General features: G+C 72.5%; 2 protein-coding genes. Both read right to left on the bottom strand.

Going from position 1 to position 21,662, the window contains the following annotated elements:
* On the bottom strand, positions 1-20,518 hold a 20,518-nt coding region (locus tag ACZ6SA_RS47710), incomplete at its 3' end, for an SDR family NAD(P)-dependent oxidoreductase (RefSeq protein ID WP_465835986.1).
* Between the two features lie 57 nt (positions 20,519-20,575).
* The gene (locus ACZ6SA_RS47715; protein WP_347650447.1) at positions 20,576-21,466 is read right to left on the bottom strand and encodes an FG-GAP repeat domain-containing protein; all 891 of its coding nucleotides are present in this window, start codon (positions 21,464-21,466) and stop codon (positions 20,576-20,578) included.
* Positions 21,467-21,662: the final 196 nt, after the last annotated feature.

The following is a 21,662-nucleotide window of genomic DNA, read 5'->3' on the forward strand; positions in this document are numbered from 1 at the left end:
CCTGGAACAACGGCCCATACTCCAGACCGATCGCCGCCATGTCGTCATACAGGTGCCCGACATCAACCGGCCGGGCACCCGCCGGCGGCCACTGCGCCAGCCCGAGCAGCGGCTGCTCCGTCTGTCCGGCCAGGATGCCCTGCCCGTGCTGGACCCACTCGCCCGCGCCGGCGTTGCGGGAGTGGATGCTCACCTGGCGGCCACCCGACTCATCGCATGGCCCGGCCACCAACTGGACGTGTACTCCGCCGTCGGCCGGCACCAGAAGGGGCGCCTGGAGGGTCAGTTCGAGCAGGTGCGGGGAGTCCAGTTCCTGGCCGACGCGGAGCGCCAGCTCCACCAGCGCCGCGCCCGGCACCACCACCCGGCCGTTGACCTGGTGATCGGCCAGCCACGGCTGCGCGGCGAGCGACAACCGGCCCGTGAAGGTGTGGGTGTCGGAGTCCGGTGCGGAAATGGCGGCACGAAGCATGGGATGGTGGATGGCGCCCAGTCCGGCGGCGTCCACATCACCGGAGTCAGGGCTGACCGGCACCCAGAACCGCTCGTGCTGGAAGGCATAGGTCGGCAGGTCCACGAACCGGCCCGAAGCGAGGACCGCTTCCCAGTCCACGCCGATACCGTGAACATGCAGCCGGCCCAGCGCTTCGACCAGCGCCCGGACCTCGTCCCGGTCCTTACGCACAGCCGGCACGAACACCGCATCCACGCTCTGCTGCGCCAACCCCGTCAGCACCCCATCCGGACCCACCTCCAGGAAATGAGCCGCCCCGCAAGCCGTCACCCCATCCGCGAACCGCACCGCACCACGCACGTGCTCGACCCAGTAGGCAGGGTCGGTCAGCTGACCAGGCTCGGCCAGACGACCCGTCACGTTCGAGACGACCGGAATCGCCGGCTCGTGGAAAGTGATGTCGCTGATCGCCTCCGCGAAGTCGGCCAGCATCGGCTCCATCAACGGCGAATGGAACGCATGCGACACCCGCAACCGGCGCGTCCGCACCTGCGCGCGGCTCTCGATCTCCGCGATCGCGGATTCGTCACCGGACACCACCACCGCAGCCGGACCGTTCACCGCCGCGATGCCGGCGCGGTCCTCGTACCCGTCGAGCAGCGGCAGGACGTCCGCCTCCGGAGCTGCGACGGCCAGCATCGCCCCACCGGAAGGCAACGCCTGCATCAACCGCGCACGAGCCGCCACCAACGTGCAGGCATCCTCCAACGAGAACACCCCCGCCACATAAGCAGCAGCAATCTCCCCGATCGAATGCCCCACCAACACATCCGCCCGCACACCCAGAGAGGTCAGCAACCTGTACAGCGCCACCTCAAAGGCGAACAACGCAGGCTGCGTCATCCCGGTTTCGTTGAGCACACCGTCCGGGTCGGCGAACATCACCTCACGCAGCGAATGCGGCAACAACGCCTCGAACCGGCCGCAGATCTCCTCCAACGCCTCCGCAAACACCGGGAAGTGCTCAACCAGCACCGACCCCATCCCGACCCGCTGGCTACCCTGACCCGCGAACAACAGGGCCAGCTTCCCGCCAGAACCGCTACCCGAGATCGCAGCAGAGGGATCGTCGGCCAGCGCCCGCAACCCGGCCACCAACTCGTCCCGATCGCCGCCCACGACGACCGCACGCTGCTCCAGCACCGCCCGGCCCGTCGCCAACGACCACGCCACATCCGACACCGGCACCGGCACCGACGACCGCGACTCCACCCACGACGCGAGCCGACCGGCCTGCGCCCGCAACGCCCGCACATCCTTCGCCGACACCAGCCACGGCACCACCGGCGCCTGTCCCACCGGCTCAGGCTCCGGCTCCGCGACCGGGCCCTGCTCGATGATCACGTGAGCGTTCGTGCCACTGATGCCGAACGACGAGACGGCGGCGCGGCGTGGCCGGTCTGCCCGGTCCCACGGGCGGGCCTCGGTCAGCAACTCGACCGCGCCGGCCGTCCAGTCCACGTGCGGCGACGGCTCGCCCACGTGAAGCGTCTGGGGCAGCATGCCGTTGCGCAGCGCCATGACCATCTTGATCACACCGCCCACACCGGCGGCGGCCTGCGTGTGACCGATGTTCGACTTCACCGACCCGAGCCAGAGCGGCTCCTGCCGATCCTGCCCATACGTGGCGATGAGCGCCTGCGCCTCGATCGGGTCACCGAGCTTCGTGCCGGTGCCGTGTGCCTCGACCGCGTCGACGTCCGCCGCCGACAGCCCTGCGTTGGCCAGCGCCTGCCGGATCACCCGCTGCTGCGAGGGCCCGTTCGGGGCGGTCAGGCCGTTGCTGGCGCCGTCCTGGTTGACCGCGCTGCCCCGCACCACGGCGAGCACCTGGTGCCCGTTACGTTCCGCGTCGGACAGCCGCTCCACCAGGAGCATGCCGACGCCCTCGCCCCAGCCGGTGCCGTCGGCGTCGGCGGAGAACGCCTTGCACCGGCCGTCGGGGGACAGGCCGCGCTGCCGCGAGAACTCCACGAAGGTGCCGGGCGTGGCCATCACGGTCACGCCGCCGGCCAGCGCCAGATCGCACTCGCCCGACCGCAACGCCTGGACTGCCAGGTGCAGGGCCACCAGCGAGGAGGAGCAGGCCGTGTCGACCGTGACGGCGGGGCCTTCCAGGCCCAGGCTGTAGGACACCCGGCCGGAGGCGATGCTGCCCGAGCTGCCCGTGCCGATGAGCCCTTCGAGCTCGCCCGGCACGGCCGACAGCTGGGGCGCGTAGTCGTGGTACATGACTCCGGCGAACACGCCGGTCCGGCTGCCGCGCAACCGGGTCGGGCTGATCCCGGCCCGCTCGATGGCCTCCCACGACGTCTCCAACAGCAGCCGCTGCTGCGGATCCATGGCGAGCGCCTCACGCGGCGAGATCTCGAAGAACCCCGGGTCGAACTGGGCGGCGTCGTAGAGGAACCCGCCGTGCCGCGCGTACGAGGTGCCGCGGCTGTCGGGGTCGGGGTTGTAGAGCTTGTCCAGGTCCCAGCCACGGTCGGAGGGGAACTCCCCCACCCCGTCGCGGGCCTGCGCCACCAGCTCCCACAGGTCCTCCGGCGACAGCACACCACCCGGATAGCGACACGCCATCCCCACGATCGCGATCGGCTCGTCGACCACCTTCGTGGCGGTCACGGCGGCCTGGGCGGCCTGCCCACCGGCCAGCTCGCCGGCCAGGAACTGTGCCACGGCCTCGGCCGTCGGGCAGTCGAAGACGAGGGTGGCCGGCAGGCGCAGCCCGGTGGCCGCGTTCAGCTGGTTGCGGAACTCGACGGCCGTGAGGGAGTCGAAGCCGAGCTCCTGGAACCGTTTGGCCGGCTCGACCGCCTCCGCGCCGTCGAAGCCGAGCACGGTCGCCGCATGGGTGCGGACCAGTTGGAGGAGGTCGGTCGGGTTCGTGCCCACCGTGCTCGTCCTGCGCGCGGGCACGCGGACCAACCCGTGCAGGAGCGCGGGCAGCGTACCCGCCTGTGCCTGGGCCTGGAGAGCCGGGATGCTCAGCACGGCCGGGACCAGGACGGGGTGTTGTGCGCGTACTGCGACGTCGAACAGGGCGAGCCCGTCGGCGACGGGCATGGGCATGATGCCGCCGCGTTCGAGGCGGCGCAGGTCGGACGCGTCGAGCTCGCCCGCCATGCCGCCGGTCGCCCACAGACCCCAGGCCAGCGAGGTGGCCGGAAGCCCTTGGGCCTGCCGCAGCTGGGCGAGCGCGTCCAGCGAGGTGTTGGCGGCGGCGTAGTTGCCCTGGCCGGCGCTGCCGAGCACCCCGGAGATGGAGGAGAACAGCACGAACGCCTTCAGATCGAGGTGCTGCGTGAGTTCGTGCAGGTGCCAGGCGGCGTCGGTTTTGGGCTTGAGCACGGCGTCCAGGCGCTCGGGGGTGAGGGCGGCGATGACGCCGTCGTCCAGGACGCCGGCCGTGTGCACCACCCCAGCCAGCCCGTCCACGCCCTCCAGCAGCCGGGCGAGCGCGTCGCGGTCGGCCACGTCGCACGCGGCCACGTCCACCTCGGCACCCAGTTCGGACAGCTCCGCGGCCAGGTCGGCCGCGCCAGGCGCGTCCGCCCCGCGCCTGCTGACCAGCAACAGGTCTCGGACGCCGTGCTCGGTGACCAGATGGCGCGCCACCAGCGCACCCAGCCCACCCGTGCCACCGGTGACCAGCACCGTGCCGTCGGGTCCGAACACCGGGTCGCGATCGGCCGGATCGGCGACCCGGCTCACACGCGGCACCAGCAGCTGACCGTCCCGCACCGCGACCTGCGACTCGCCGGTCGCCAGCGCCTGGGTCACCACTTCCGCGGCGTCGGTGTCCGCGTCCAGGTCCAGCAGCACGAACCGGTCCGGCTGCTCGGACTGCGCGGCCCGCACCAGGCCCCACGCCGCCGCCTGCGCCGGGTTCGGGACATCGTCCTGTCCCACCGCGAAGGCCCCGCGCGTGACGACGACCAGCCGCCGCCCCGGCTCGTCGGCGGCGCCGAACTCCTGCAGCGCGGCCAGCACGTCGTGCGTGGCCCGCCTGGTCGTGTCCGGGGCCGGCGTCTCGGACACCGGCACGTCGAAGATCTCGTACGGCGGCTCGGACCGAGCGGCGCGGCCGGCGGGCCGTACCCAGCCGACCGTGAACAGGCTGTCGTGACGGGCCGTCTCCTGTACGGCGGCGCTCGGGCGGAGCGTCACCGAGCCGACCTCCATGACGGGCGCCCCGGCGGTGTCGGCCATGGTCAGGGCGACCACACCGTCGTTACCCGTGGGCGCGATCCTGACCCGCAGGACCGTCGCGCCATCTGCGTGCAGCGTCACCTGGTTCCAGGAGAACGGGACGTACGGCCGTCCTGGCTCGGCCCGCGGCAGCAGACCGGCCATGGGAATGGCGTGGAGGGACGCGTCCAGGAGCGCCGGGTGCAGCCCGAAGCGCCGGGCCTCGGCCTGGGCCGTCTCCGGCAGGGCGAGTTCGGCGTAGACGGCGCCGTCCCGCTGCCAGACGTTCTGGAGGCACCGGAAGGTGTCGCCGTACTCCATGCCGGTCGCGGCCAGGTCGTCATAGACGCCGCCCGTGTCGACGGGCTGAGCGCCGGGAGGCGGCCACTGCGCGAGGTCGAGGCCCGGCTCGGGGACGGCCTGGGTGAGCACGCCCTGGGCGTTCTGCCGCCAGTCGGTGCTCTCCTCCGCCCTGGAGTAGATGGTCACCTGGCGGCTGCCCGATTCGCCGGGCTCTGTCACCACCACCTGGAGATGCAGGCTCCCCCGCTCCGGCAGGACCATCGGCGCCTGGAGGGTGAGCTCGTCGAGCATCGAGCAGCCGGTCTCGTCGCCGGCCCGTACGGCGAGCTCCACCTGCGCCGTCCCCGGCACGATCACCTGGCCGGCCACCACGTGATCGGCCAGCCACGGCTGTTCCGCCAGCGACAGGCGGCCGATGAGCGTGAGGGTGCCCGTTCCGGGGGCGGGCACGGTGGCGGTCAGCAGCGGGTGGTTCACGGCCGCCAGCCCGCCGCCCGAGGCGACGTCGCCGGTGGCGTAACCGGCGTCGAGCCAGTACCGGCGGCGCTGGAACGCGTAGGTGGGCAGGTCGACGAATCGGGTGGGGACGCCGGCGAAGTAGGCGTCCCAGTCCACGGTGACGCCTTCGACGTGCAGCCGTCCCAGCGCTTCGACCAGCGCCCGGACCTCGTCCCGGTCCTTACGCACAGCCGGCACGAACACCGCATCCACGCTCTGCTGCGCCAGCCCCGTCAGCACCCCATCCGGACCCACCTCCAGGAAATGGGCCGCCCCGCAAGCCGTCACCCCATCCGCGAACCGCACCGCACCACGCACGTGCTCGACCCAGTAGGCAGGGTCGGTCAGCTGACCAGGCTCGGCCAGACGACCCGTCACGTTCGAAACAATCGGCAGGCCCGGCTCGTGGAAAGTGATGTCGCTGATCGCCTCCGCGAACTCGGCCAGCATCGGCTCCATCAACGGCGAATGGAAAGCGTGCGACACCCGCAACCGGCGCGTCCGCACCTGCGCGCGGCTCTCGATCTCCGCGATCGCGGATTCGTCACCGGACACCACCACCGCAGCCGGACCGTTCACCGCCGCGATCCCCACCCGGTCCTCACGACCAGCCAAGAGCGGCAGGACCTCGACCTCCGGGGCAGCCACCGCCAGCATCGCCCCACCAGAAGGCAACGCCTGCATCAACCGCGCACGAGCCGCCACCAACGTGCAGGCATCCTCCAACGAGAACACCCCCGCCACATGAGCAGCAGCAATCTCCCCGATCGAATGCCCCACCAACACATCCGCCCGCACACCCAACGAAGCCAGCAACCTGTACAGCGCCACCTCAAAGGCGAACAACGCAGGCTGCGTCATCCCGGTTTCGTTGAGCACACCGTCCGGGTCGGCGAACATCACCTCACGCAGCGAATGCGGCAACAACGAATCAAACCGGCCGCAGATCTCGTCCAACGCCTCCGCGAACACCGGGAAGTGCTCAACCAGCACCGACCCCATCCCGACCCGCTGGCTACCCTGACCCGCGAACAACAACGCCAGCTTCCCGCCAGAACCACTCCCGGCGATCACTCCCGCTGTGTCCTCGGCCAGCGCCCGCAACCCGGCCACCAGCTCGTCCCGATCAGCACCCACGACCACCGCGCGCTGCTCCAGCATGGACCGCGCGGAGATCAGCGCCTTACCGGCGACGGCGGGTTCGACGTCGTTCGCCGAAGCCCAGGCGGCGAGCCTGCCCGCCTGTTCGTGCAGCGCGCCGGCGTCGTTGGCCGAGACCAACCACGGCACGGCGGGCAGGACGGGAGCGTCGGCGGGCTCGGGAACGGCCGGGCCCTGCTCGACGATCACATGGGCGTTGGTGCCGCTGACGCCGAACGACGAGACGCCGGCGCGGCGCGGACGGTCGAGCTCGTCCCACGGGCGGGCCTCGGTCAGCAGCTCCACCGCACCCGCCGACCAGTCCACATGCGGAGAAGGCTCGTCGGCGTGCAGCGTCTGGGGCAGCACCCCGTGCCGCATGGCCATGACCATCTTGATGATCCCGCCCACACCGGCGGCGGCCTGCGTGTGACCGATGTTCGACTTCAGCGACCCGAGCCAGAGCGGCTGCTCGCGGTCCTGCCCGTACGTGGCCAGAATGGCCTGCGCCTCGATCGGGTCACCGAGCTTCGTACCGGTGCCGTGCGCCTCCACCGCGTCCACGTCAGCCACCGACAGGCCGGCGTTGGCCAGCGCCTGCCGGATCACGCGTTCCTGGGAGGGCCCGTTCGGGGCGGTCAGGCCGTTGCTGGCGCCGTCCTGGTTGATCGCGGTCCCGCGTACGACGGCGAGGATGTGGTGCCCGTTGCGCTGGGCGTCCGACAGCCGCTCCACCAGGAGCATGCCCGCGCCCTCACCCCAGCCGGTGCCGTCGGCGTCGGCGGAGAACGCCCTGCACCGGCCGTCGGCCGACAGGCCGCGCTGCCGGGAGAACTCCACGAAGACGTTGGGCGTGGCCATCACCGTCACGCCGCCGGCGAGGGCGAGGTCGCATTCGCCCGACCGCAGGGACTGCGCCGCCAGGTGCAGCGCCACCAGCGACGACGAGCAGGCCGTGTCCACGGTCACCGCCGGCCCTTCGAGGCCGAACGTGTACGCGACCCGGCCGGAGGCGATGCTGCCCGCGCTGCCGTTGAGCACGAACCCTTCGAATCCGTCCGGCGCCTGCGGCAGGCGGGTGCCGTAGTCGTGGTACATCACACCGGCGAACACGCCGGTGCGGCTGCCGCGCATGGCCTTCGGGCTGATCCCGGCCCGCTCGATCGCCTCCCACGACGTCTCCAGCAGCAACCGCTGCTGCGGGTCCATCGCGGTCGCCTCGCGTGGCGAGATGCCGAAGAGCCCGGGGTCGAACCGGTCGGCGTCGTGCAGGAAACCGCCCTCACGGGCGTAGCTGGTGCCGTGGTGGCCGGGGTCGGGATCGTACAGGCTCTCCAGGTCCCAGCCACGGTTGTCGGGGAAGGTGCTGATCGCGTCGCCCGCCTGGGTGAGCAGCCGCCAGAGGTCCTCGGGGGAGGCCACGCCGCCGGGATAGCGGCAGGCCATGCCGACGATCGCGATGGGCTCGTCGGCGGGCGCGGTCCGCACGGCTGCCTGCTCGGCCCTGGAGGCGCCGCTGAGCTCCGCGTACAGGTGCTCGGCCAGCTCGCCGGGGGTGGGGAAGTTGAACAGCAGCGTGGCGGGCAGTCTCAGGCCGGTGGCGGTGTTGAGCCGGTTGCGCAGCTCGACGGAGCTCAGCGAGTCGAAGCCGAGGTCCTTGAACGCGGTGCCGGTGTCCACCGTGTCGGCGTTGGCGTGGCCGAGCACGTGCGCGACGTTCGTCCGGATGAGGGACAGCAGCGCGCCCCTGTCGGCCCGCGCGCTCGCGGACCTGGGCGCGGCCGTCTTCCGCGTCGGCGCCTTGACCAGGGCGCGGAAGACGGCGGGGATCTCGTCCTGGCGGCGCAGCGCGGCCGTGTCCAGGCGGGCCACGATCTGCACGGGCTTGTCGAGGGCGATCGCCGCGTCGAACAGGGACATGCCCTCCGCCACGGGGAGCGGCGCGAGCCCGACCCTGCTGAGCCGCGCCACGTCGAGCTGGCTGAGCGCGCCGGCCATGCCGTTGTCGGACTCCCACAGCCCCCACTGGAGGGAGACGGCCGGCAGTCCCCGGGCCCGGCGGTGCAGGGCCAGGGCGTCCAGGTACGCGTTGGCGGCCGCGTAGTTGGCCTGCCCCGCGCTGCCGACGGTGGCGGCGACCGACGAGTACAACACGAAGAACGACAGGTCGAGGTCCTGGGTGAGCTCGTGCAGGTGCCAGGCCGCGTCCGCCTTCGGCCCGAAGACCCGGTCGACGTGGTCGGGCGTCAGCGAGGTCACGGCGCCGTCGGCCACGATCCCGGCCAGGTGCACGACGCCCGTCAGGGGATGTTCGGCGGGGATGCCCGCCAGCAGGGCGGCGAGCTCGTCGCGGTCCGCCACGTCGCAGGCGGCCACGGTGACCTGCGCGCCGAGCTCTGTCAGCTCGCTCACCAGGTCGCCGGCGCCGGGCGCCGCGGGACCGCGCCGGCCGGCCAGCAGCAGGTGGCGTACGCCGTGCTCGGTGACCAGCCGCCGCGCGGCCAGCGCGCCGAGATCTCCTGTGCCGCCGGTCAGCAGCACCGTTCCACCCGCCGCCGCACCCGGACGCTCGGTCGCGGGCGGGCTCGTCACGGGGACGATGCGGGGCACGTGGATCTGCCCCTGCCGCAGGGCGGTCTGCGGCTCGCCGGACGCGCAGGCACGCAGCATCGCGTCCGCCGAATCGGGGTGCTCGTCGGTGTCGACGATGACGAAGCGGCCGGCGTGCTCGGACTGGGCTGAGCGCACCAGCCCCCAGACGGGCGCGGTGGACAGGTCCGGCGCCTCGCCTTCCGTCACGCTCACCGCGCCGATGGTCACCAGCGCCAGCCGGGACCGCGCGAACCGCTCCTCGGCCAGCCACTCCTGGAGGAGCGCGAGCACCTCGTACGTCCTGTCGCGGCCGTCGCCGGACCCGACCGGCGCCAGGACCAGGTCGGGAACCTCCTGGTCAGATCCGACCGCATCGCCCAGTGACGACAGGTCGTCGAGCATCAGCACCCGCTCCGGCACCGGCCCGGCGGCGGTCGAGGTCACCCAGTCCAGCGTGTACGGGGTGCTCCCGGCCCGCAGGGCGGTCGTGACAGGCCGGACCACCAGCGAGTCCACCGTGAGGATGGGCGCGCCGGTGTGGTCCGCGACGCTCAGCGCCAGCTCGCCCGGCCCCTTCACCGTCGTACGGACACGTGCCGCCGTCCCGCCCGCCGCGTGCGGGGAGACGCCGGACCAGGCGAAGGGCAGGTAGGGCTGGCCCGGCTCGGTACGCGGCAGGAGGTCACCCAGCGTGATGGAATGCAGCACGGCGTCGAGCAGCGCCGGGTGGAAACCGAATCGCTCCGCGCCCGCCTGTGCCTGCTCGGGCAGCACGATCTCGGCGTAGACCGTGCCGTCGTGCTGCCAGGCGCCCGCCAGTCCCTGGAACGCGTCGCCGTACTCCAGGCCCGTCACCGCGAAGTCGTCGTAGAGGGCGCCGACGTCGATGGGCCGCGCGCCGGGCGGCGGCCACTGCGCGAGATCGAAAGCGGGCTCGGCGGCGACCGGGCCGAGGGTTCCCTGGGCGTGCCGCTGCCATGCGGGGTCGCCTTCCGTACGGGAGTACACGGCGACGCCGCGCCGCCCCCCGTCATCCGGCCCGTCGATGACCACCTGGAGTTGTACGGAGTGCTCGTACGTGATGACGAGCGGAGCCTGGATGGCCAGCTCGGAGAGCGTCTCGCAGTCCTCGGTCTCCGCGGCGGCCCGCAACACGATCTCAAGGAAGGCGGTGCCGGGCAGGATGACCGTGCCGTTGACCACGTGGTCGGCGAGCCAGGGCAGCGCGGCCAGCGAGAGCCGCCCGGTGAGGGTGATGGAGTCGGAGTCGGGCGCGGGCACGGCGGCGCTGAGGATCGGATGCTCCACCGCGCTCAGCCCGGCGGCCGTCACGTCACCGACCGACCTGCCCGACTCCAGCCAGAACCGCTCATGCTGGAACGCGTACGTCGGCAGATCGACCAGCCGGCCCGGGGCCAGCGCCGCCGTCCAATCCACAGCAACGCCCTCGACGTGCAGCCGCCCCAAAGCCTCGACCAGCGCCCGGACCTCGTCCCGGTCCTTACGCACAGCCGGCACGAACACCGCATCCACGCTCTGCTGCGCCAACCCCGTCAGCACCCCATCCGGACCCACCTCCAGGAAATGAGCCGCCCCGCAAGCCGTCACCCCATCCGCGAACCGCACCGCACCACGCACGTGCTCGACCCAGTAGGCAGGGTCGGTCAGCTGACCAGGCTCAGCCAGACGACCCGTCACGTTCGAAACAATCGGCAGGCCCGGCTCGTGGAAAGTGATGTCGCTGATCGCCTCCGCGAACTCGGCCAGCATCGGCTCCATCAACGGCGAATGGAACGCATGCGACACCCGCAACCGGCGCGTCCGCACCAGCGCCTGGCCCTCGATCTCCGCGATCGCCGCCTCGTCACCGGACACCACCACCGCAGCAGGACCGTTCACCGCCGCGATCCCCACCCGGTCCTCACGACCAGCCAGCAACGCCAGCACCTGCTCCTCAGGCGCGGCGACGGCCAGCATCGCCCCACCGGAAGGCAACGCCTGCATCAACCGCGCACGAGCCGCCACCAACGTGCAGGCATCCTCCAACGAGAACACCCCCGCCACATAAGCAGCAGCAATCTCCCCGATCGAATGCCCCACCAACACATCCGCCCGCACACCCAACGAAGCCAGCAACCTGTACAGCGCCACCTCAAAGGCGAACAACGCAGGCTGCGTCATCCCGGTTTCGTTGAGCACACCGTCCGGGTCGGCGAACATCACCTCACGCAGCGAATGCGGCAACAACGGCTCAAACCAGGCGCAGATCTCCTCCAACGCCTCCGCAAACACCGGGAAGTGCTCAACCAGCACCGACCCCATCCCGACCCGCTGGCTACCCTGACCCGCGAACAACAACGCCAGCTTCCCGCCAGAACCGCTACCCGAGATCGCAGCAGAGGGATCGTCAGCCAGCGCCCGCAACCCCGCCACCAACTCGTCCCGATCGCCGCCCACGACGACCGCACGCTGCTCCAGCACCGCCCGGCCCGTCGCCAGCGACCACGCCACATCCGACACCGACACCGGCACCGGCACCGGCACCGGCACCGACGACCGCGACTCCACCCACGACGCGAGCCGACCGGCCTGCGCCCGCAACGCCCGCACATCCTTCGCCGACACCAGCCACGGCACCACCGGCAGCGGCCGGTCCTCGTGGACGGTCTCGCCGACGGGATCGCCCTGCTCGATGATCACGTGAGCGTTCGTGCCGCTCACGCCGAAGGAGGAGACGGCGGCGCGTCGGGGGCGGTCTGCCTGGTCCCACGGGCGGGCCTCGGTCAGCAGCTCGACCGCGCCGGCCGTCCAGTCCACGTGCGGAGAAGGCTCGCCCACGTGAAGCGTCTGGGGCAGCACCCCGTGCCGCATGGCCATCACCATCTTGATGACCCCCGCGACGCCGGCGGCGGCCTGGGCGTGCCCGAGGTTGGACTTCAGCGAGCCCAGCCAGAGCGGCTGGTCCTGCCGCTCCTGGCCGTAGGTGGCGATGAGCGCCTGAGCCTCGATCGGGTCGCCGAGCTTCGTGCCGGTGCCGTGCGCCTCGACCGCGTCGACGTCCGCCGCCGACAGGCCCGCGTTGGCCAGCGCCTGCCGGATCACCCGCTGCTGCGACGGGCCGTTGGGGGCGGCCAGGCCGTTGCTGGCGCCGTCCTGGTTGATCGCGCTGCCCCGGATGACCGCGAGGACCTGGTGGCCGTTGCGGCGCGCGTCGGACAGCCGCTCGACGAGCAGCACGCCGACGCCCTCGCTCCAGCCGGTGCCGTCGGCGTCGGCGGAGAACGCCTTGCACCGGCCGTCAGGGGACAGGCCGCGCTGCCGCGAGAACTCCACGAACGTGCCCGGCGAGGCCATCACCATCGCACCGCCGGCCATCGCCAGGTCGCACTCGCCCGACCGCAGGGCCTGCGCCGCCAGGTGCAGCGCCACCAGCGACGACGAGCACGCGGTGTCCACGGTCACCGCTGGGCCCTCGAACCCCAGCGTGTACGACACCCGCCCGGAGGCGACGCTGGCCAGGCCGCCGGTGAGGAGATAACCCTCCACGTGGTCGGCGCCCTCGTACCGGCGGGGGCCGTACTCCATGGGCGCGATGCCGGTGAACACCCCGGTCTGGCTGCCGCGCAGCGTGGCGGGGTCGATGCCGGCGTCTTCGAGGGCCTCCCACGAGGCCTCCAGCAACAACCGCTGCTGCGGATCCATCGCCAGCGCCTCGCGCGGCGAGATGCCGAAGAACGCCGCGTCGAAGTCGGCGGCGTTGTAGAGGAAGCCGCCGTGCCGGGTGTAGGTGGTGCCGCGCTTGCCGGGGTCGGGGTCGAAGAGCCGGTCCAGGTCCCATCCGCGGTCGGTCGGGAACTCGCCCACCGCGTCGCGGGCCTGCGCCACCAGCTCCCACAGGTCCTCGGGCGAGCGCACGCCGCCTGGGTAGCGGCAGGCCATGCCGACGATCGCGATCGGCTCGTCGTGCCCGGTCGGGCGGACCGCCGTGGCGGCGGTGGCGGAGCCGCCGAGCAGCTCGGTGCGCAGGTGCTCGGTCAGCGCCTGCGGCGACGGGTAGTCGAACAGCAGGGAGCTGGGCAGGTGCAGGCCTGTGGCGGTGTTGAGCCGGTTGCGCAGCTCGACGGCGGTCAGCGAGTCGAAGCCCGCCTCCTTGAACGCGCCCGTGGCGCTGATGACGTTCGGCGTCACGTGCCCGAGCACCAGGGCCGCCTGGCCGCGTACGAGGTCGAGCAGCGTGCGTTCCTGCTCCTCGGGGCTCTGCCCGCGCAGGGCCTGCGCCAGCGGCACCTCGTCCGGCCCGCCGGCCGCGCGGCGCTCGATCGGCTTGCGCAACATCGCGCGCAGCATGACCGGGGCGGGGTCGGCGACGCCCGCCAGGCTGAGGCGGGCGGGCACCGTCGTGACGGCGTTCCCGGCGAGCGCGGAGTCGAGGAGTTCCAGCGCCTTGCCCTGCGGCATCGGGGCGACGCCGAGCCTGGCCCACCGGGCGAGGTCGGCGGTGGCGAGCGTGCCGGCCATGCCGCCGGCGGAGTTGTCCCACAGTCCCCAGGCCAGGGCGGTCGCGGGCAGGTCCAGCGCGCGGCGGTGCCGGGCGAGGGCGTCGAGGAAGGCGTTGGCGGCGGCGTAGTTGGCCTGGCCGGCGCTGCCGACGGTGGCGGCGACCGACGAGAACAGCACGAACGCGGACAGGTCGCGGTCGCGGGTCAGCTCGTGCAGGAGCCAGGCCGTCTCGGCCTTGGTACGCCACACGGTGTCGAGCCGTTCAGGGGTCAGCGCGGGCACGACGCCGTCGTCGAGGACGCCGGCGATGTGCACGACGCCGGTCAGGCTCTCGCAGGAGCCGACGAGCCCGGCCAGCGCGTCCCTGTCGGTGACGTCGCAGGCGACCAGCTCGGCGTGCGCGCCGAGCTCGGCCAGCTCGGCGGCCAGCGCCACCGCGCCGGACGACCGCGGGTCGCGGGTGACGAGCACGAGGTTCCGTACGCCGTGCGTGGCGACGAGATGCCGGGTCACGGTACGGCCCAGCGCGCCGGTGCCGCCGGTGACCAGCACCGTGCCGTCGGGGTTCCAGGGCGAGTCGCCCGCCGGCCGGTCCCGGCGGGCCAGTCTCGGAACGTGGATCGTGCCGGCTCTGATCGCCAGCTGGGGCTCGTCGTAGGCGAGCGCGGCGGCGACGATGCCGTCGGCGGCCCTTACAGTGGCGCTGTCGGTGGGGCCGTCGGTGGCGCTGTCGATGGGCCCGTCGAGGTCGAGGAGCACGAACCGGTCCGGGTACTCGGTCTGGACCGACCGGACCAGCCCCCACACGGCCGTGGCGGCGAGGTCGGGGGTGTCGCCGGTCGCGCCCTCGGTGACGATCACGAGGCGGCCGGACGCGGACCGGTTCCCGCTGAGCCGCTCCTGGACGGCGGCCAGCACGCGCAGTACGGCAGCGCGGGCGCGGGCGGGCTCGTCACCGTCGTCGGCGGGGCTCTCCCAGGGCAACAGCACGTCGCCGGACCCGGCCGCGGGCCCAGCGGCGGGCCCAGGAGCAGGCGCGGCTCCGGCGGCGGGCACCGGGACCCAGTCGACCTCGAACAGCCCGACGTGCTCGGTGGGCCGTTCGGCGGGGCCGGGCGCCTCCAGCCAGTACCGCTGCCGCTGGAAGGCGTAGGTGGGCAGGTCGACGTGGAGCGCGGGGGTGGCGCCGAAGTAGGCGTCCCAGTCGACGGTGACGCCGCTGGCGTGGAGCCGTCCGAGGGCCTGGACGAAGGTGCCGGCCTCCTCGCGGTCCCTGCGCGCGGCGGGGATGAAGACACCGTCGGCGAGCGCCTGCTGGGCCATGCCGGTGAGGATGCCGTCGGGCCCGACCTCCAGGAGGACGGCCGCGTCGGCGGCGGCCACGCCGTCGGCGAACCGCACCGCCACGCGCACGTGCTCGACCCAGTACGAGGGATCGGTCAGCCGGCCGGGCTCGGCCAGCTGACCCGTCACGTTCGAGACGACCGGGATCGCCGGCTCGTGGAAGCCGATTCCGCTGATCGCCTCGGCGAACTCGGCCAGCATCGGCTCCATCAACGGCGAATGGAACGCATGCGACACCCGCAGCCGGCGCGTCCGGACCTGCGCGCGGCTCTCGATCTCCGCGATCGCGGACTCGTCACCGGACACCACCACCGCAGCCGGACCGTTGACCGCCGCGATGCCGGCGCGGTCCTCGTACCCGTCGAGCAGCGGCAGGACGTCCGCCTCCGGGGCGGCGACGGCCAGCATCGCGCCGTCCTTGGGGAGCGCGTCCATGAGCCGGGCCCGCGTGGCGATCAGCGTGCAGGCGTCGGCGAGGGAGAAGACCCCGGCCACGTGGGCGGCGGCGATCTCGCCCACCGAGTGGCCGATCAGCACGTCCGGCCGCACGCCGAACGACTCCAGCAGCCGGTACAGCGCCACCTCGAAGGCGAACAGGGCGGGCTGCGTCATCCCGGTCTCGTTCAGCACACCGCCGGGGTCGGTGAACATGACCTCGCGCAGCGGGTACGGCAGCTGCGGATCGAGGAGGGCGCACGCCTCCTCCAGCGCCTCGGCGAACACGGGGAACGTCTCGGCGAGCTCGCGGCCCATGCCAGGCCGCTGGCTGCCCTGCCCGGTGAAGAGCAGGGCGAGCCGGCCGGCCTGGCCGCTGCCGGTGAGCACGCCTGGCGCGTCGGAGCCGCCGGCCAGCGCCCGCAGGCCGGCCAGCAGGTCGTCGCGCTCGCCGCCGACGATCACCGCCCGGTGGTCGAGTGCGGCCCGTCCGGCGGCCAGAGCGGCGCCGGCGGCGGTGATCGGGATGTCAGGCGTCGCCCAGGCGGCGAGCCGTCCGGCCTGCCCGGCCAGCGCCTCGGGGGTCTTGGCGGACAGGATCCAGGGCACCGCGGGGAGGTCGAACTCCTCGTCGGGGGCGGGTACGACCGGGTCGCCCTGCTCGATGATCACGTGGGCGTTGGTGCCGCTGATGCCGAAGGAGGAGACGGCGGCGCGGCGCGGGCGGTCGAGCTCGTCCCACGGGCGGGCCTCGGTCAGCAGCTCCACCGCACCCGCCGACCAGTCCACATGCGGCGACGGCTCATCCACATGCAGCGTCTTCGGCAACGTGCCGTGCCGCAGCGCCATCACCATCTTGATCACACCGCCCACACCCGCAGCCGCCTGCGCATGACCGATGTTCGACTTCAACGACCCCAACCACAACGGCCGATCCCGATCCTGACCATAAGCAGCGATCAGCGCCTGCGCCTCGATCGGATCACCCAGCGACGTCCCCGTCCCATGCGCCTCCACCACATCCACCTCAGCCGCCGACAACCCCGCATTCGCCAACGCCTGCCGGATCACCCGCTGCTGCGACGGACCGTTCGGCGCCGTCAACCCGTTACTCGCACCGTCCTGATTGATCGCCGAACCACGCACCACCGCCAGCACCCGATGACCGAGCCGCCGCGCATCCGACAACCGCTCCACCAGCAACATCCCGACACCCTCAGCCCACCCCGTGCCGTCAGCACCAGCCGAGAACGCCTTACAACGACCATCAGGCGACAGACCCCGCTGCCGCGAGAACTCCACGAACATGCCAGGTGAGGCCATCACGGTGGCGCCGCCGGCCAGGGCCAGGTCGCACTCGCCGGTCCGCAGCGACTGCGCGGCCAGGTGCAGGGCGACCAGGGACGAGGAGCACGCGGTGTCCACGGTCACCGCCGGGCCCTCGAACCCGAACGTGAAGGCGACCCGCCCGGAGATGACGCTGGCCGTGGTGCCGGTCAGCACGTACCCTTCGGCGCTGCCGGTGGCCTCGTGCAGGCGCGGCCCGTAGTCCTGCGCCGTGGCGCCGGCGAACACGCCGGTCCTGCTGCCCCGCAACCCCGCCGGATCGATCCCGGCCCGCTCCATCGCCTCCCACGACGCCTCCAGCAACAACCGCTGCTGCGGATCCATCGCCAACGCCTCACGCGGCGAGATCCCGAAGAACGCCGGATCGAACTCCCCCGCCTCGTACAGGAACCCGCCATGCCGCGCATACGTGGTCCCGTGACTGTCCGGATCGGGGTCGTACAGCGCCGCCAGATCCCAGCCCCGGTCCACGGGGAACTCCCCGATCGTGTCCTGCTCGCGGATCACGACGTTCCACAGGTCGTCAGGGGAGCTCACGCCGCCGGGGAAACGGCAGGCCATGCCGACGATCGCGATCGGCTCGTCCGCCACGGGCCTGGCGGCCACCACGGCCTGGGTGACGTGCTCGCCGGCCAGTTCGGCGCGCAGGAAGCCGGCCAGCGCCTGCGGCGACGGGTAGTCGAACAGCAGCGAGCTGGGCAGCTGGAGCCCGGTGGCGGTGTTGAGCCGGTTCCGCAGCTCGACGGCGCTGAAGGAGTCGAAGCCGAGCGCCTTGAAGGCGGTGCCGGTGTCCACGGTCGCGGCGTTGGCGTGGCCGAGGACGAGCGCGATGCAGGTGCGTACGAGCTCGAGGATCGCCTGCTCCTGCTCGGCCTCCGGCAGGCCGCGCAGCCGGTCGGCGAGCGACTGCGTCTCCTCTCCCGAGGCGGACGGCTCCGGAGCCGCGTGCGGGGGCGGGGGCGGCGCGGAGCCGTCCGCCTCGGGAAGCCAGTGGTAGGTGCGCTGGAAGGCGTAGGTGGGCAGCGGGACGCGGCGCGCGCCCGGCAGCACGGCGTCCCAGTCGAGCGTGGCGCCCCTGACCTGCAGCCCGGCCAGCGCCAGCGCGGCGCTGCGGCATTCCGCCCCAGGATCGCGCAGTGTGGCGACGAACTGCGTGTACGGGCTGGCGGGCAGGCAGTGCTGCCCCATGGCGGCCAGCACCGACCCGGGCCCCACCTCGACGAACGTGGTGACGCCCGTGTCGGCCAGGGCGCGGATGCCGTCGCAGAACCGTACGGCCTCGCGGACGTGCCACACCCAGTGTCCCGGCGAGCACAGGTCCTCGGCGGACGCGACGGCCCCGGTGAGATTGGAGACGATGGGGATGGCCGGCTCGCGGTAGGTGAGCGACTCGGCCACCTCCCTGAACTCCGCCAGCATCGGGTCCATCAGCGGGGAGTGGAAGGCGTGGCTGACCCGCAGGCGGTGGGTCTTGCGGCCGCGGCCGCGGAACTCCTCGGCGATCTCCATGACGCGGCTCTCCGAGCCGGAGACCACGGTGGAGTCCGGGCCGTTGATCGCGGCGATGCTGACCGTGGTGTCCAGGAAGGGCAGCACCTCCTCCTCGGTGGCCTGCACGGCGACCATCGCGCCGCCGGCCGGGAGGTTCTGCATCAGCCTGCCGCGCGCCGCGACCAGGGCGCAGGCGTCGGCCAGCGACAACACGCCGGCGACGTGGGCGGCCGAGATCTCGCCGATGGAGTGGCCGATGAGCCGGGCGGGGCGCACGCCCCAGTGCTCGTACAGGCGGGTGAGGGCGACCTCGAAGGCGAAGAGCGCGGGCTGGGCGAACCCGGTCTGGTCGAGCAGGCCGGCCTCATGGGAGCCCTCGTCGGCGAACATCACGTCGAGGAGCGGACGGTCGAGCGTGCCGTCGAAGCAGGAGGCGATCTCGTCGAGCGCACGTGCGAAGACCGGGTGCGCCGCGTACAGCTCGCGGCCCATGCCGGGCCGCTGGCTGCCCTGCCCCGAGTAGAGGAAGGCGATGTCGCCGGTGCTCGGCCGGCCGGTCACGATCCCGGCGGCCGGCTCGCCCTTGGCCAGCCGGTCCAGCACTCCGGCCAGCGCGTCGGCCGGCACGTCGGCCGGCGCTGACGGCTCGTCCACGACGAGCGCCGCCCGCCGGTCGAAGGCCGTACGGGTCGTGGCCAGCGAGTACGCCAGGTCGGCGAGGCCGGCACCCGGCTCGTCGAGCAGTCCGTCGAGCAGGTGGTCACGCAGCCGGCCAGCCTGGGCGCGCAGCGCGGCCTCGCTCTGCCCAGCCACCGGCACGACCACCGGCACGGCCAGCGGCTTGTCCTGGTGCGTGGAGGCGGCGGCGGGGGCCGCCTGCGGGGGTTCGGCGAGCACCACGTGGCAGTTGGCGCCGCCCATGCCGAAGGAGCTGACGCCGGCCACCAGCGGCGCGTCCTCGCGCGGCCACGCGGACGTCTCGGTGTTGACGCGCAGGTTGAGCTCGTCGAACGGGATCTGCGGGTTGGGCGTCTCGAAGTTCAGCGACGGCGGCAGCGTGCGGTGCCTGATGGCCAGCACCGTCTTCAGCAGGCCGACGATGCCCGCAGCGCCTTCGAGGTGGCCGACGTTGGTCTTGGCGGAGCCGACGACCAGCGGCGTGCCGGAGTCCTTGGCGGTGCCGATGGCCGCGCCGAGCGCGCGGGCCTCGATCGGGTCGCCGACGCGGGTCCCCGTGCCGTGCAGCTCGACGAACTGCACGTCGGCGGCCTCCACGCCGGCCCGCCCGCAGGCCAGCCGGATGACCTCCTCCTGGGCGCGCTGGTCGGGCACGGTGAGCCCGTCGCCGCCCCCGTCGTTGTTGATGGCGCTGCCGGCGATCACGCAGTACACCCGGTCGCCGTCGGCGAGCGCGCGGGCCAGCGGCTTCAGCACGACGACGCCGCCGCCCTCGCCGCGGACGTAGCCGTTGGCGCGGGCGTCGAAGGTGAAGCACCTGCCGTCGGGTGACAGGGCGCCGAACCGCAGCGCGGCGAGCGTGCTGTCGGCGGTCAGGTTGAGGTTCACGCCGCCGACGATGGCCAGGCCGGTCTCGCCGTTGCGCAGGCTCTCGCACGCCAGGTGCACGGCGGTCAGCGAGGCCGACTGCGCGGAGTCGACGGTCATGCTGGGCCCGTTGAGCCCCAGCGTGTACGAGATGCGGTTGGCGAGCAGGGCCCGGCTGATGCCGGTGAGGCTGTGCCGGGTCAGCGCCGCGCGCCCGTTGCCCTGGAGCAGCTGGGCGTAGTCGCCGGCCATGGCGCCGATGAAGACGGAGGCGGCGCTGTCGCGCAGGCTCGCCGGGACGATGCCGGCGTCTTCGAGCGCCTCCCAGCTCAGTTCCATGAGCAGCCGCTGCTGCGGGTCGATCATCTCGGCTTCGTTCGGGGAGACGCCGAAGAAGTCGGCGTCGAATTCCGCTATCCCGTCGATGAAGCCGCCGCGCAGGGAACTCGTCTCCGGCGCGTTCCACCGCCCGCTGGGCACGTCGGTGATCGCGTCGCGGCCGTCGCGCAGCAGCCGCCAGAAGGATCGCGGGTCCGGAGCCTGGGGGAGCCGGCACGAAATTCCGACGATCGCCACCGCGTCGTCGGAAAAACTACGAGAGGAGAGTTCGTAGGACATTGAACCAATCCAAATTCCGACGGAGCGGGAACAGGGCGGGGAAACGCTCTTGCGTGGTCAGCTGACGACGTCGTACTTGCCGAATCCGGTGGCCACGGTCACCGGCTCACGAAAGAGGTCGAGCGGAGCTTGGGGGTTGAAGGCGCCGGAGTGCGCGTACGCGTCGAGCGTGCCGTCGGGGCGCAGGCCGAGCAGGTCGGGCCGCCCGTCGAGGTCGATGTCCGTGAGCGTCATGATGCGCATGTCCTGCCAGCCGCGGGCGACGGTGTACCACGTGCCCTCGGCCGTCGTGCCCGGCTTGCCGGCGAACTCGAACAGGTCCATGTCGCCGTTGGCGCGGCGGACCAGGAGGTCGGGCGTGCCGTTGCCGGTGAAGTCGGCCATCGCGACGGGGAAGTCGTCGACGTCGACGTCGACGAGCCGCACCGGCTCCTTGTCGTAGGTGTCGTTCCTGACGACGCCCTGGTCGCGGTGCGGGAAGAGGTCGATGTTGCCGGCGTTCTTGCCCCGGCCGAACGTGTCGTCGGTGCCGGTGCCCGTCACGTCGGCGAAGCCGATGGTCTCCCATTCGCGGCCGTCGTCGCGCTTGCTGGACACGCGGAGCGGTTCGGCGAACGGGCCGATCTCGCCGGGCCCGCCGAGGTTGCGCAGCAGGAAGAAACCGAATTCGCCGTTCTCGCCGGGATTGATGTCGTATTCGCTGGTGCTGAAAGCGCATATGTCGGCGCGTCCGTCGCCGGACGCGTCCACGGCGCGGACGAAGAAGAAACGCCACCAGCCGAATCCGTCCCCGATCCTCACCGGCGCGCGGAACGTATCGGTCCCGTTGAACTCACCGCTGTGCGGGTGAACGAAGAGCTCGCCGGTTTCCGTGTCACGTACCAGCAGATCCGGCAGCCCGTCGCCCCGAAAGGACCGGCACTGACCGTTCGCGAAATTCGGCGCCATTGTTTAACGCTCCTCCCCGCCAGGATTTCCCGGTCAAGCGACATCAGTATTTGCGAGGCGGGATAAGGCGGGTAACCCCTAGCAGCCCACTAAATCGGCCGGTCGGCCCCAGTGCGGGAGGGCGCGGGCATGCCGCGGACCCGGCGCGCGGGGTGGCGCGCCGGGTGCCGGGTGAGGCGGCTCAGGCGAGGCGGGA

The organism is Nonomuraea sp. NPDC049378 (assembly GCF_055586745.1).